Annotated in this window: 12 protein-coding genes; 8 read left to right on the top strand and 4 right to left on the bottom strand. The window is 68.0% G+C overall.

Annotated features, from left to right (window positions below; all coding sequences use genetic code 11):
• Positions 1-55: 55 nt before the first annotated feature.
• Both glp and galU read right to left on the bottom strand, forming a co-directional pair.
• Positions 56-1387: a molybdotransferase-like divisome protein Glp gene (gene glp / locus JT723_RS23335; RefSeq protein WP_205046713.1), complete on the bottom strand. Its 1332-nt coding sequence runs from the start codon at positions 1385-1387 to the stop codon at positions 56-58.
• The gene (gene galU / locus JT723_RS23340) at positions 1384-2292 is read right to left on the bottom strand and encodes a UTP--glucose-1-phosphate uridylyltransferase GalU (protein ID WP_205046714.1); all 909 of its coding nucleotides are present in this window, start codon (positions 2290-2292) and stop codon (positions 1384-1386) included. The genes glp and galU overlap by 4 nt, the downstream gene beginning before the upstream one ends.
• An 81-nt stretch (positions 2293-2373) precedes the next feature.
• Here galU and JT723_RS23345 point away from each other — a divergent pair, with 81 nt between their 5' ends.
• On the top strand, positions 2374-2967 hold the full coding sequence (locus JT723_RS23345; protein ID WP_205046715.1) for a 5-formyltetrahydrofolate cyclo-ligase: 594 nt from the start codon (positions 2374-2376) through the stop codon (positions 2965-2967).
• 65 nt (positions 2968-3032) lie between these two features.
• Here JT723_RS23345 and JT723_RS23350 read toward each other — a convergent pair whose 3' ends face one another.
• Positions 3033-5750 (bottom strand): penicillin acylase family protein, encoded by a 2718-nt coding sequence (locus JT723_RS23350; protein ID WP_205046716.1) that lies wholly within the window; start codon positions 5748-5750, stop codon positions 3033-3035.
• Positions 5751-5894: 144 nt separating this feature from the next.
• Here JT723_RS23350 and JT723_RS23355 point away from each other — a divergent pair, with 144 nt between their 5' ends.
• From JT723_RS23355 to mscL, 6 genes are all read left to right on the top strand, one after another.
• Positions 5895-7436, top strand: coding sequence for a potassium/proton antiporter (locus JT723_RS23355; protein WP_205046750.1), 1542 nt, complete (start codon positions 5895-5897; stop codon positions 7434-7436).
• Between the two features lie 190 nt (positions 7437-7626).
• Entirely contained in the window at positions 7627-8943 is a 1317-nt protein-coding gene (locus JT723_RS23360; RefSeq protein WP_205046751.1) for an MFS transporter, read from the top strand.
• 66 nt (positions 8944-9009) lie between these two features.
• Complete coding sequence (locus tag JT723_RS23365; protein ID WP_205046717.1) at positions 9010-9339, top strand: FmdB family zinc ribbon protein; 330 nt, start codon at positions 9010-9012, stop codon at positions 9337-9339.
• A 100-nt stretch (positions 9340-9439) separates the two neighbouring features.
• On the top strand, positions 9440-10297 hold the full coding sequence (locus JT723_RS23370; protein ID WP_205046752.1) for an S-methyl-5'-thioadenosine phosphorylase: 858 nt from the start codon (positions 9440-9442) through the stop codon (positions 10295-10297).
• 519 nt (positions 10298-10816) lie between these two features.
• The gene (locus JT723_RS35405) at positions 10817-11155 is read left to right on the top strand and encodes a hypothetical protein (RefSeq protein WP_240166060.1); all 339 of its coding nucleotides are present in this window, start codon (positions 10817-10819) and stop codon (positions 11153-11155) included.
• Between the two features lie 102 nt (positions 11156-11257).
• A complete protein-coding gene (mscL, locus tag JT723_RS23380) occupies positions 11258-11731 on the top strand; it encodes a large conductance mechanosensitive channel protein MscL (RefSeq protein WP_205046719.1) in 474 nt (157 codons plus the stop codon).
• A 19-nt stretch (positions 11732-11750) separates the two neighbouring features.
• Here the strand turns inward: mscL and JT723_RS23385 are convergent, their stop codons facing one another.
• On the bottom strand, positions 11751-12053 hold the full coding sequence (locus tag JT723_RS23385; protein WP_205046720.1) for a hypothetical protein: 303 nt from the start codon (positions 12051-12053) through the stop codon (positions 11751-11753).
• Positions 12054-12166: 113 nt separating this feature from the next.
• Between JT723_RS23385 and JT723_RS23390 the strand changes: the two genes are divergently transcribed.
• Positions 12167-13312 (top strand): PLP-dependent cysteine synthase family protein, encoded by a 1146-nt coding sequence (locus JT723_RS23390; protein ID WP_205046721.1) that lies wholly within the window; start codon positions 12167-12169, stop codon positions 13310-13312.
• The last annotated feature ends 18 nt before the right edge of the window (positions 13313-13330 follow it).

Genomic DNA, 13330 nt, shown 5'->3' on the forward strand with positions numbered 1-13330 from the left:
GTACCGGCAGCCGCGGCTCCTCGCCCCGGGACCCCGCGCGCTGCGTCGGGAAGCGCTAGCCCAGCACCACGACGTCGAGCTCGTCGCCGGCTTCCGTCGAGGTCACGGCCTCGGGAAGGACGATCAGGGCGTTGGCGTGCGCGAGGGCTGCCACCAGATGCGAACCCGCCCCGCCTACCGGGGTGACAGTGCCCGACGTCCGGTCGTAGCGGCCGCGCAGGAACTGCCGCCGCCCTTCCGGCGAGCTGTCGATCGCGGTCACGCACGCGGCCCTTACGACGTCCCGGTGAACCGATCCGACGCCCATCAGCGTCCGGATGGCGGGCCGGACGAAGAGTTCGAACGACACATATGCGCTGACCGGGTTGCCAGGCAGGGCGAGCAGCGGGATGCAGTCGGGGCCGATGCGGCCGAAACCCTGCGGCTTGCCCGGCTGCATGGCCAGCTTGCGGAACTCGACGTGGCCCTGTGCTGCGCCCGGACCGTCCTCGGCTTGGTCCATTGCGCCGCCGAGCGACGACAGCGCCTCTTTTACGACGTCATATGCGCCGACGCTGACACCGCCCGTCGTGACGATGATGTCGGCGCGGACCATCTGGTCCTCGATGGCCGCGCGCAACGTCTCGACCTCGTCGATGACCGCGCCGACGCGGTACGCGATGGCGCCGGCGTCGCGGGCGGCGGCGGTCAGGACGAAGCTGTTGGAGTCGTAGATCCGTCCGGGGCCGAGTTCGTCACCCGGCTGGACGAGTTCGCTGCCGGTCGAGATGACGACGACCCGAGGGCGCGGCCTGACCGTCACGGCACTGCGGCCGATGGCGGCCAGCAGTCCGATCTGCGGAGGGCCGAGGACGGTTCCTGCCGCGAGCGCCAGTTCGCCCGCAGCGACGTCGCTACCTCGTGCCCGTACGAACTGCCCCTTGCCGGCCCCCTGGTGCACTCGGACCTCGCCGCCGGCGCCGGAAGGATCGAGGCTGTGCGCGGCCATGGTGGTGGCAGGTCCACCACCGGTCCCCCCGTCAGTCCACTCGACGGGGACGACGGCCTCGGCGCCGGGAGGCAGCGGGGCGCCGGTCATGATCCTGGCGGCCTGGCCGGGCCCGACCGAGGGCAGCGCGTCACTGCCCGCTGCCACGTCGCCGATCACTTCCAGGACAGCCGGATGCTCCCGCGTCGCAGCCTGGGTGTCTGCGACCCGTACGGCGTAACCGTCCATGGAGCTGTTCTCGAACGGCGGCAGCGCCACCGGCACGGTGACGTCCTCCACCAGTACGCAGCCCTGTGCGTCGAGCAGTTGCAGCTCGATCGCCTCCAGCGGGGTCAACTGACCCAGGATGCTGTCCAGGTGCTCGGTGACGGACCACACGTGGTCGGCGCCATGGCTCACTCTTGCATCTCCTCCGTGACAAACGACCGCAGCCAGGACCGGAATTCGGGTCCCAGATCCTCACGTTCGCATGCCAGTCGGACAATCGCACGGAGGTAGTCGCCGCGGTCGCCGGTGTCGTAGCGGCGCCCGGTGAAGACGACGCCGTGCACCGGGCCGCCCGTGTCGTCCCGGTGGGAGAGGTCGCGCAGCGCGTCGGTCAGCTGGATCTCGTCGTTGCGCCCGGGGACGACCTTCCGGATGGCGTCGAATACGGCGGGGTCCAGGACGTATCGGCCGATGATCGCATAGTTGGACGGCGCCTGATCGGTCTCGGGCTTCTCCACGAGGTCGGCGACACGTACGACATCACTGTCGCTGGTGGGCACTATGGCGGCGGCGCCGTAGAGGTGGATCTGCTCGGGCGCGACCTCCATGAGCGCAATCACGCTTCCCCCGTACTGCTCCTGCACGTCGATCATGCGGGCGAGCAGCCGGTCCCGGGGGTCGATCAGGTCGTCACCGAGCAGCACGGCGAAGGGCTGGTCCCCCACATGCGGCTCGGCGCACAGGACCGCGTGCCCCAGCCCCTTGGGGTCGCCCTGGCGGACGTAGTGCATGGTGGCCAGGTCGCTCGACTCCCGCACCCGTGCAAGCCGCGACTTGTCACCCTTGCGGGTGAGCGTCTCCTCCAGCTCGTAGTTGCGGTCGAAGTGGTCTTCCAGCGGACGCTTGTTACGACCGGTGATCATGAGAACATCGGACAATTGCGCCGCAACGGCTTCCTCGACCACGTACTGGATCGCCGGCTTGTCCACCACAGGGAGCATCTCCTTGGGTGTCGCCTTCGTCGCCGGCAGGAAGCGGGTGCCGAGACCGGCTGCAGGGATGACAGCCTTGCTGATCCGGCTACGTGTGCGCGTCATGTGCTACACCATAGCGTTCGTGTATGTATGGAAGGTGAAGAACCGGTTTATCACAGCTGGTATACAGCAGTAGTGGATGGCATGAGCGGGATTCGAACGCAAAAGGCGGAGCTGCGGGCACGAATTCTGGGTGCCAGGCGCGAGTTGACGGCCGCTCAGCGCAAGGCCGCGGCCATGGCGCTGATGGAGAGGGTACGCGGCCTTCCCGAGTGCTCCGGCAAGGGCACAGTGGCCGCATACGTCTCCATGGGTACGGAGCCCGGGACAGGCCCGCTCATCGATGCTTTGCGCAAGACCGGCACCAGGGTGCTGCTGCCCGTCCTGCTGCCGGACAACGACCTGGACTGGGCCGAATACCAGGGCTCCGACACCCTGGCGCGCACCGGGCGCGGGCTGTTCGAACCGACCGGCCCGCGGTTGGGACCTGAAGCGGTCGCACAGGCCGGACTGATTCTGCTGCCGGGCCTTGCAGTTGACGCCAGGGGCGTGCGCCTGGGCCGCGGCGGCGGCTCGTACGACCGGGTGCTCGCCCGTGTCCGGCAGGCCGCCGCGCACCCCGCGCTCGTGGTGGTCCTCTACGCGGACGAGGTGGTCGCGTCGGTCCCTGCAGAACCGCACGACCACCTCGTGGACGCCGCACTCACCCCTCAGGGAGTGCACCGCTTCCGCGGTTGACGTTTTCCGGGACAAGGGCGCAGCGCTTTAGGCTGAGCCGCTTCTCGCGCGCCATATATGCCGGATTACGGCGTCAGCGCCATCTTGGCCTTGGCTTCCGCATCCACCCGGTCATCAGAGAAGTACCAGGGAAGCAGCTCGTTGTTGGCCCATTTGTCGGTCTGGTCGGTGTAGTGGGCGTTGTACGCGTGGCCTGACGCACCGGTGAGGTTGATCCACCGGGACTTGTCGAGGTCCTTGAGGTTGACGATCATCCGCATGGACGGGACCCAGACGACGTCGTAACCGCCTGCGGCGTTCCAGCCGGTAGCGTCCACGGCCGCCTCGCCGCCGCTGAGCTGCCAGGGGCCCCGGTTGAGCAGCCACTTGACCACGCCGGGGCCGTCCGTACCGAGCGTCTGGTTCTTCAGGTCCAGCTTGTGCAGCCGGCCCCAGCTCCAGGTGTCTATGTCCTTGCCCAGGTCGGCGGTGAGCTCGTAGCGGGCGTCCTTCATGGCCTGCTCGAGCAGCTGGTCGCGGGTGCTGTGGTGGGCCTTGTTCGTGTCGGTGCCGAAGAAGGCGGTGGTGGACATCGTCCACCAGGCGTTGTTCGCGTCGGGAAGGATGTTGCGCATCACCTCGAACCAGCGGTCACCGCCGTCCGGCTGCGCCTCGGCAGCATCGCGTTCACCGCACTCCTGCACGGTGACCACGCCCTTGCCGTCGAGGTTGTCGACCGGCCCGGTCTGGCCGACAGGAGGCACGCGCAGGCACTGCCCTTCGGGGCGCAGCTCCTTCGGCAGCTTGTTGCCGAAGGCGAGCTTGAGCACGTTCCGCCACACGGCGTTGAAATACGCGGCCGCTGCGGAGTCGGCGTCCTGGTTGTAGTCCCAGCCTTCGAGCAGCTTCTGCGCCTTGCGGACGTAGCTGTTCTTGTCGTCGGTGATGTCGACTTTCAGGAGGTAGGGAACCAGCTGCTGGGCGATCTCGCTGAAGTCGTCGCCCTGCATCGCCTGCATGTCGTCCATGGAGACCTTGCCGCCGTCCTTGATCTTGGACGCGATGAGGTTGTTGATGCGCTGGCTGCGGGTGCCGTAACCCCAGTCCTGGGTCAGCATGAACTTGTACTTGCTCTGGTCGATGACCGCCTGGTTCGCGGTGACGATATATCCGCGGGACGGGTTGTACTCGTACGGCATGGACTTGAACGGGATGTTCTTGCCCCAGTTGTAGTGCGAGTCCCAGCCGGGCACGGGATAGGTGCCGTCGTCTCCGTCGGGGCGGATCGGCACCTGCCCGGGCGCCTGGTATCCGATGTTGCCCTTGGTGTCCGCGTAGATCAGGTTCTGCGACGGCACGGCGAAGTCGGCTGCGGCGGCGCGGAAGTGGTCGAAGTCGGTAGCCCTGTCGAGCTCGAAGACCGCGTCCATCGTCTTCGAAGGGGTGAGTGCCGTCCATTTGAGGGCGACGGCGTAGCCGGCGTTGACACCGCCTGGCGCATCCGTGACCGGCGCGGTCTGTCCCACGGTGCGGATCTCGTCGCTGCGGTCGGAGATCAGGGGTCCGTTGTTGGTGCCACGCACGGTGATCACCCGGTCCTTGCCGCCGGCGACCTTGATGATCTCCTTGCGGGTCGTGAACGGCTTCTGCTTGCCGTCGTAGAGGTAGGTGCTCGCCGTCACCTTCTCCAGGTAGAGGTCGGTGACGTCGGCGCCCAGGTTGGTCATTCCCCAGGCGATGGCCTGGTTGTGACCGATCACTACCCCTGGCATGCCTGAGAAGGTGTAGCCGGCCACGTCATACGGGCAGGCGCTGTTCACCGTGCGGCAGTGCAGGCCCATCTGGTACCAGAGCGAGGGCAATTGCGGCGCCAGGTGCGGGTCGTTCGCCAGCAGCGGCTTGCCGGTGGTGGTGTAGGTGCCGGAGACGACCCACGAGTTCGACCCGATACCACTGCCGCTCGGACCGAGCATCGCCGGCATCTGGTCGATGATCTGCGAGATACCGGCGAGCTGGCTGTCGACGCTGTTGCTCAGCCCTTGAGGACCGGACGAGTTCGCCGGCGTGTAGTTGCCAGTGACCGGGTCGACGGATCCCGCATCGACGATCGGCTGATTCCGGTCGTAGGGGTAGGCGGGATATAGCTGCTTGATCTGCGCCTGGCTGAGGCGGCTCGTCATCAGGGCACGGTCGATCTCGTCCTGCATATTGCCGCGCAGATCCCATGCCATCGCCTTGAGCCAGGCCACCGAGTCGACGGGGGTCCACGGCTCGGGCCTGTAGTTGTTGCTGAACTTCAGCGCGGCGTACTCGACGGACAGCCCGGCACCGCTGTGGTCCTTGAGGTACGCGTTGACGCCGTCGCTGTAGGCCTGCAGGTATTGCTTGGTGGTCGCGTCGAGCTTGGTGTTGTACTCCTCCTGGGCAATGCCGTGCCAGTTGAGGGTGCGCAGGAAGGCGTCCGTCTCGACCTGCCCCTTGCCGAACATCTCCGACAACCGCCCAGAGGTGAGGTGGCGGCGTACGTCCATCTCGTAGAAGCGGTCCTGCGCCTGGACGTAGCCCTGGGCGCGGAAGAGGTCCTGCGGGGTGTCTGCGTAGATCTGCGGAATCCCGTAGGCGTCGCGCTTGACGTCGACCGGCGCCGACAGTCCGGCGAGCTTGAGTGAGCCGGACGTCTGCGGGAACGAGGCGCGCACCGTACTGACGCTCCAGTACGAGCCGAAGCCTGCGCCTGCCACGAGCAGCAGCACGATCGTGATCACGACGTAGCGGACGCGGCGGGACTTCTTCCGTGCGGGCATCGCTGTCCTTCGAGGGGCAGGGCGGACCAGATGATCAAGGTGCTCGTTGTGCAAGGGCAACCATAGGCGCATCCCCTGAGGGCCTCCGACGCGGCGTCGGGCCGACCATAAGGTGGACCATGCAACGTCAAGAGAGGGTAAAATATTAGCCTAGGCAACAAAGTTGAAAGGACCGAGCCCCTGACTGTCCACCACCTCAACGAGATCCTGCTGGTCGGCGCGGCAGTACTGCTCGTCGCCGTCGTAGCCGTCCGCCTGGCGTCCCGGAGTGGGCTGCCGACGCTGCTCATCTACCTCGGCATCGGCGTAGCCATCGGGCAGGACGGCCTGTTCGGCTTCACCTTTGACGACGTCGAACTGACCCAAGTACTCGGCTATGCCGCACTTGTCGTGATTCTCGCCGAAGGTGGGCTAGGTACTAAATGGCATGAAATCAAGCCAGTCATGCCGATTGCCGCCGTCTTGTCGACGGTCGGCGTTCTTGTGAGCGTGTTCATCACGGCGGGCGCGGCACATTACGTGGTGGGACTCGACTGGCGGCAGGCACTGATCATCGGTGCCGTGGTGTCGTCCACCGATGCCGCCGCAGTGTTCTCGGTGCTGCGCAATGTGCCCCTCCCCAAGCGGGTGACCGGCGTCCTGGAGGCCGAGTCCGGGTTCAACGACGCACCAGTCGTGATCATGGTCGTCGCTTTCTCTGCAACCGGCCCGATCGACTCGTGGTACTACCTGCTCGGCGAAGTCCTGCTCGAGTTGGCGATCGGTGCCGCGATCGGTATCGCAGTGGGCTGGATCGGCGCATACGGCCTCAAGCACGTGGCCCTTCCCGCGTCGGGCCTCTACCCGATCGCCGTGATGGCCATCGCGGTCGCCGCATACGCAGCCGGTGCCACAGCCCACGGCTCGGGCTTCCTCGCCGTCTACATCGCCTCGCTCATCCTCGGCAATGCAAAGCTCCCGCACCGCCCGGCGACGCGCGGCTTCGCGGAGGGGCTCGGCTGGATCGCCCAGATCGGCCTGTTTGTGCTGCTCGGTCTCCTGGTGACGCCGCACGAACTCGGCGACGACGTCGTTCCCGCCCTGGTCATCGGATTGTTCCTGACCGTGCTGGCGCGTCCGGCGGAGGTCGTGCTCAGCCTGCTGCCCTTCCGCATCCCCTGGCGCGAGCAGGCGCTGATGTCGTGGGCCGGTCTGCGCGGTGCCGTGCCGATCGTGCTGGCCACCATTCCGATGGTGGCCGGAGTGGGCGACAGCCGCAGGATCTTCAATATCGTCTTCGTACTGGTGATTTTCTACACTCTGGTGCAGGGTCCGACGCTCCCGTGGCTGGCACGGCGACTGCGCCTCGGCGCCAGCAGCGACCCGGCAGACCTGGGCATCGAATCGGCGCCGCTTGAGCGGTTGCGCGGTCACCTGCTGTCCGTGGCCATTCCCGAGGGTTCACGTATGCACGGTGTCGAGGTCAACGAACTGCGGCTCCCGGCCGGATCCGCCGTCACCCTCGTAGTCCGCGACGGTTCCAGCTTCGTCCCCCTGCCGTCGACCACCTTGCGGCGCGGCGACGAGCTGCTCGTGGTCGCCACCGACCCGGTGCGCGATGCCGCCGAGGACCGCCTGCGAGCTGTCGGACGCGGCGGCAAGCTGGCGGGCTGGCTGGGGCAGCAAGACGGGGACCGCCCGGCATGAGGGGGCGACCGGACCAGGACCTGGCGCCTGCGCCGCCACGTACCATGGTCTGGTAATTGTCGAGTACAACCTCTGTCTGATGCAGAGCCGGCGCGGAACACCGCGCTGAGCGGACGGTTCTCGGCGCGGTGTGGCGGCCCCTGGTCGCGTTCGCGCTACCAGGCAGCAGAAAGACCAGGCTGTGGCATCCATGGTGCCCACCTCCCCCTCCCCGTCACCTTCCTCCTCGAAGCACGACGCTGCCCGTGCACCGGGCTACCGGCAGCTGCTGCGCACGCCAGGGGTGTGGGCCTTCGTCCTTCCGGGATTTGCTGCGCGGCAGCCCTTCGCCATGCTCACGATGAGCATGGTCCTTCTCGTCGAGCACACCACCGGCTCCTACGGGACCGCTGGCTCCGTCGCCGCGGTCACAGGGGTGGCCATGGCCGTGTGCGCGCCGCGCGGCGGCCGGCTCGCCGACCGGTTCGGGCAGCGGGCAGTCCTGGTACCCGGTATTGCGCTGCACGCCGCCTCCGTGGGCGCCCTGGTGGCCTTGGCGCTGGCCCACGCACCCGTCTGGGCACTCTTTGCCGCAGCAGTGCCGACTGGCGCGACCGTGCCGCAGGTCGGGCCGATGGTGCGCTCCCGTTGGGCAGTGGCCCTGACCGGCCCTTCGGCGGGGCCGTCGCCGCTCATGCAGACTGCTGCCGCCTTCGAATCGGTGACCGACGAGTTCACCTTCGTCATCGGACCGGTTCTCGCCACGGCGCTGTGCGCGGGAGTGCATCCTGCGGCCGGGCTCATTGCCGAGGCGACGCTCACACTTGCGGGGGGAAGTCTTTTCGCGGCGCAACGGAAGACCGCCCCTCGCCCACACCACAGGGCGACAGGAAGTGACGCACGCCACAGTTCGGCGTTGTCCGTGCCGGGCGTGCGCGCGCTGGTGATCGCCCTCCTCGGCATAGGTGCCGTTTTCGGCGGTATGCAGGTGCCCATCACCGCGTTCACCAAGGAAGCCGGCCACCCGGGCCTGAGCGGAATCGTCTACGGCACCTTCGCGGCGGGCAACATGCTGGCGGGCGTGGCGTACGGCGCGATCGCATGGCGGCGCAGCCCCCGTCGGCGCCTGCTGACGGCGTACGCGGCCTTGATGCTCGCCTGCGCCCCGCTGTGGGCCGTACAGGCCCTACCGCTACTCGGTGGCCTCGGCCTCCTGCTGGGGCTGTGCATCGCACCGGCCCTGATCACCGGATACACGCTGGTTGAGGCGCTCGTTCCACCGGCCACCAGGACCGAGGCCTTCACCTGGCTGACGGGAGCCGTCGCACTCGGCCAGGCTGCGGCTGTCACCGCGGCGGGGCTGCTGACCGACCACGCCGGTTCCCATGCCGGTTTCACCGTGCCGCTGACCGGCACAGTTGCAGCATTCGTGGTGCTCATGGGACTGCGCGGGCACCTGGTGCCGGCGCCGCGAGCAATGCGGGCGGCAGGTGCGATCGGTCACCGTCGGGCGGTCGCGGTGGACTGACGCACGGAAATGCTGCACTATTGAGCGTCGTTAGCACTCATTGAGTAAGAGTGCCAGGAGGAGCTAGTGCCGACTTACCAGTACCAGTGCACCGAATGCGGCGAGGGCCTTGAGGCGGTGCAGAAGTTCAGCGATGACGCGCTGACCGTGTGCCCCAACTGCGGCGGACGGCTGCGCAAGGTGTTCTCGGCCGTGGGTGTGGTCTTCAAGGGCTCCGGCTTCTACCGGACCGACAGCCGCGGCTCCTCGTCCAGCAGCGCCCCCGCCGCCAAGAGCGGCAGTGCGAGCACGGACAGCAAGCCGAGCGGAGGCTCCTCGTCGAGTTCAACCTCGCCCGGGTCGTCTTCGAGCTCCTCCGGCTCCTCGTCCACGTCGAGCAGCTCGTCGGCCGCCTGAGGCGCCTGACAGCGAGCCGCTTGGCCGCAGATCTTACGAACCTCCGTCGTACGCACGACGGAGGTTCGCCGCGTTCCCCATCCGGCTTAAGGTGATCGCCATGGTGCACAGCAGCGATGTGACGCAGGAACGAGCCGAGATCGGTGTGATCGGCGGATCCGGCTTCTACTCCTTCCTCGACGATGTGACCGAAGTCACTGTCGACACTCCCTACGGTCCTGCCAGCGACTCGCTCTTCATCGGCGGGGTGGCCGGGAGGCGTGTGGCATTCCTGCCGAGGCACGGCAGGGACCACCGACTGCCACCGCACAAGATCAACTACCGCGCCAATCTGTGGGCGCTGCGTTCGGTCGGCGTGCGCCAGGTTCTCGGCCCGTGCGCGGTGGGCGGGCTGCGCGCGCAGTACGGTCCCGGCACGCTGCTTGTGCCTGACCAGCTCGTGGACCGTACGAAGTCGCGAGCCCAGTCGTACTTCGACGGCGAGGCCAGGGCAGACGGCGAGGTGCCGAATGTCGTGCACGTGACTTTCGCCGACCCGTACTGCCCGGTGGGCCGGAAGGCGGCGGTGAGCACCGCCCGGGCGAGCGGATGGGACGCCGTCGACGGCGGCACGCTGGTCGTTGTGGAGGGACCTCGTTTCTCCACTCGCGCCGAGTCGCTCTGGCATGCGGCACAGGGCTGGTCGGTGGTCGGCATGACCGGGCACCCGGAAGCTGTGCTCGCCCGCGAACTCGGCCTCTGCTACACATCGCTGACCCTGGTCACAGACCTGGACGCCGGCGCGGACACCGGTGACGGTGTCGGCCACGAGGAGGTTCTCGAAGTCTTCGCCGCGAACGTCGGACGTATGAGGGACGTGCTCTTCGAGCTGATCGGCGCCCTGCCGGGCAACGACGAGCGCAAGTGCCTGTGCCTTGATCCGCTGGGCGGGCAGGACCCAGGCATCACGCTGCCCTAGTCGGTCGCAGCGGGGCCACGACGGTCCGGTGGGGCCGCCGCCGAGGTTATCCACAGGCGCGGAGTTTTCCACAGGCTCCGGCCGCGGTGCCTGCGGAGTGCGCGATGGTGGGGACATCGACTGAAATTCCGGTCGATTCCCTCCCATCCGGTGGTGGTACCCGTGCGTTCATCCGCGTCAACGTCCATGCTGTCCGCCTCGTCGGCAGCTCCGGCTTCCCCCCCTGCGCGCTTCGACATCTCGCTGTTCTCACAACCGACAACAACCGGCCCGGAGCCGCCGTCCACAGATGTGAGCACCCCTGAGCCGTACACCCCGCCACGTTGCACCGTTCCGACCTTCCCGCCGATCAGGGCCGGAAGGCGCGGCGGGGTGTCTCTGATGCCCCGTAGGCTGCGATTCCGGCGCAAGCCGCTCGTCCTCGCGCTGGCAGTGGCAGCCGCCGCCCTGGCGGTGTCTGCGGCGCACGGATCGCCGACACGCTCGCCCGGGCACGCACACGGTCCTGCACCGTCCGCAGTGGCGGCTCAGCGCGTACCCGACGTAGCCCAGGAGATCGTCAGGGCTCCGGTGCGGATCACCGATGCCGCAGCAGTGCGGCTGCTGAGGCCGGGTGACCGGGTGGACGTGCTGGCAGCAGCACGGGTCGTGGCGTCCGGAGCGCGGGTGGTCGCCGTTCCGGAACAGGTGGGTGGCCAGGACACGTCCACGGCAGCCGAAGGAAGTGGGCTGCCGACTGCCACCGCAGATGCGGGCGCCGCCGGCGGCGCACTGGTCGTCCTCGCCGTACCACGTCGTATTGCTGCCGCGCTGTCGGGTGCGGCCATGTCATCCCCTCTGGCGGTGGCGCTGTGCTGAATCACCCTTTCGTGAAAGGCGATTGGACAGGGCGGTCCCGGATTGCCTTCTATGGCGGAACCTTTCATTCCGTCAGACCGGCATCAGGGAAGAGGCACGTCGATGAGCGACGCGGGCAAGCCGAGCCTGCTGGCAGGCTTCAAAGAATTCGTCATGCGCGGGAACGTGATCGACCTGGCGGTCGCGGTGGTCATCGGCGCCGCGTTCAGCAGCGTCGTGAACTCCGTCGTCAACGGGATCATCAACCCGTTGGTCGGTGCCTTCGGTACGAAGGACCTCGCTGGGTACTCGTCCTGTCTCAAGGGTCCGTGCGTGGTCAACGACAAGGGCGAGGTGACCAGTGGTATCCACATCCTGTGGGGCTCCGTGCTGAGCGCGGCACTCACCTTCCTGATCACCGCAGCGGTCGTCTACTTCCTCATGGTGCTCCCGATGGCTCGCTACCTAGCTCGTCGGGCGGCCCGGCAGCAACCGGTGGAGGTCGTGGAGCCGGTGAAGGAAGAGGTCGAGGAGATCACCCTGCTCCGCGACATCCGCGACGCCCTGGTGGCCCCGCGGTCCGGTGGGGCGGGCTGACAGCGGGCGTCGAGCGGGTTCAGAGGTGGTGCGGCGGCTTCTCACTGAGGAAGCGGCTGAAGTCGTCGTCCGCCGAACCGGACAGCGGGTCGCCCCAGCCCCGATCGGTGTCGTCGGAGGACGGCCGGTCGAGCGGGTCGTCGAACACCAGCCCCGCTGACGCAGGAGCGCCACGCGGCGCGGCTGCGGGGGAGTTCCGCGCCGATTCGGCCGGGGAAGCAGCAGCAGCGTCAGCGTCGCCCTCTGCGGCGCCGGCGGGCACAGGGCGGCCCGCGACCCCCTCTGTGGCCGGGGAGTGCTCGGAGTCTGCGGCGGTGCTCATGGCTCCAGGGTACGGTGCTGCGCCCGCCTCCCCGTCCGGCTCGGCACCCAAGCAGGTGGGGGGAGAGACTCCAAGCATCGGTTTGAAGCAGCCCGGCGGATATACCTGGCCTCATGCACGCACCAGAACCGAGACCTCACGCCGGCCGCCCTCCCGTACCGGCGGAGGAGGCGGATGTCGACCGAAGCGACCTCGCGTACCGCCGCTGGTTGAGCGAGGCCGTGGGCAAGGTCCAGGCGGACGCGAACCGGTCCGCCGATACCCATTTGCTGTCCGTACCGCTACCGGCGGACTGGGGGATCGACCTCTACCTGAAGGACGAGTCGACCCATCCGACCGGGTCACTGAAGCACCGCCTGGCCCGTTCCCTGTTCCTGTACGCGCTGTGCAACGGCTGGATCCGCCCGGGGCGGCCGGTGATCGAGGCGTCCAGTGGATCGACGGCAGTGTCGGAGGCCTACTTCGCGCGGCTGATCGGTGTCCCCTTTGTGGCCGTGATGGCCCGCGGAACCGTACAGGCGAAGGTGGATCTGATCGAATTCCACGGCGGCCGCTGCCACCTGGTGAACGACCCGGGCGAGGTGTACGGGGCGGCAACCCGGCTGGCCGCCGAGACCGGGGGCCACTACATGGACCAGTTCACGTACGCGGAGCGGGCGACGGACTGGCGGGGCAACAACAACATCGCCGAGTCGATCTTCCGGCAGTTGGCCGCGGAACGGCACCCGGTGCCGGCCTGGATCGTGGCGACCGCGGGAACCGGGGGGACGTCGGCGACCCTGGCCCGGTATGTGCGTTATGCGCAGGCGACCACCGGCATCTGCGTGGCCGATCCGGAGAATTCGGCGTTCTTCCCGGGCTGGCGGGACAGCGATCCGGCGGCAACCACCGATACCGGCTCCCGGATCGAAGGGATCGGCCGGCAGCGCGTGGAGCCGAGCTTCGTACCGGGCGCAATCGACCGCATGATGCGGGTCCCGGACGCGGCGTCGGTCGCGGCGATCCGGGTCCTTGAAAGGCTGCTCGGCCGCCGTGCGGGCGCGTCCACGGGCACAGGGCTGTGGGCGGCCTTCCGCATCATCTCGGAGATGCGCTCGCGCGGCGAGAGCGGCAGCGTCGTCGGACTGCTGTGCGACCCGGGTGAACGCTATCTGGAGAAGTACTACGCAGACGAGTGGCTGACGACTCAGGGCATCGACATCGCCCCCTATCTGGAGCGCATCGAGCGCTTTCTGGTCAGCGGCTCGTTCGTACGCTGAATCCGCCGAGGACAGGCT

This window comes from Actinacidiphila bryophytorum (assembly GCF_016916835.1).
In the GTDB taxonomy this organism is placed as follows: Bacteria; Actinomycetota; Actinomycetes; order Streptomycetales; family Streptomycetaceae; genus Actinacidiphila; species Actinacidiphila bryophytorum.

Excerpts from the sequence above, each read along its gene's own strand:
- JT723_RS23370 (WP_205046752.1), top strand. The coding sequence starts at position 9,440 with ATGGTGCACAGCAGCGATGTGACGCAGGAACGAGCCGAGATCGGTGTG.
- galU (WP_205046714.1), bottom strand. The coding sequence starts at position 2,292 with ATGACGCGCACACGTAGCCGGATCAGCAAGGCTGTCATCCCTGCAGCC.
- JT723_RS23350 (WP_205046716.1), bottom strand. The coding sequence starts at position 5,750 with ATGCCCGCACGGAAGAAGTCCCGCCGCGTCCGCTACGTCGTGATCACG.
- JT723_RS23385 (WP_205046720.1), bottom strand. The coding sequence starts at position 12,053 with ATGAGCACCGCCGCAGACTCCGAGCACTCCCCGGCCACAGAGGGGGTC.
- JT723_RS23390 (WP_205046721.1), top strand. The coding sequence starts at position 12,167 with ATGCACGCACCAGAACCGAGACCTCACGCCGGCCGCCCTCCCGTACCG.
- JT723_RS23360 (WP_205046751.1), top strand. The coding sequence starts at position 7,627 with ATGGTGCCCACCTCCCCCTCCCCGTCACCTTCCTCCTCGAAGCACGAC.
- JT723_RS23345 (WP_205046715.1), top strand. The coding sequence starts at position 2,374 with ATGAGCGGGATTCGAACGCAAAAGGCGGAGCTGCGGGCACGAATTCTG.
- mscL (WP_205046719.1), top strand. The coding sequence starts at position 11,258 with ATGAGCGACGCGGGCAAGCCGAGCCTGCTGGCAGGCTTCAAAGAATTC.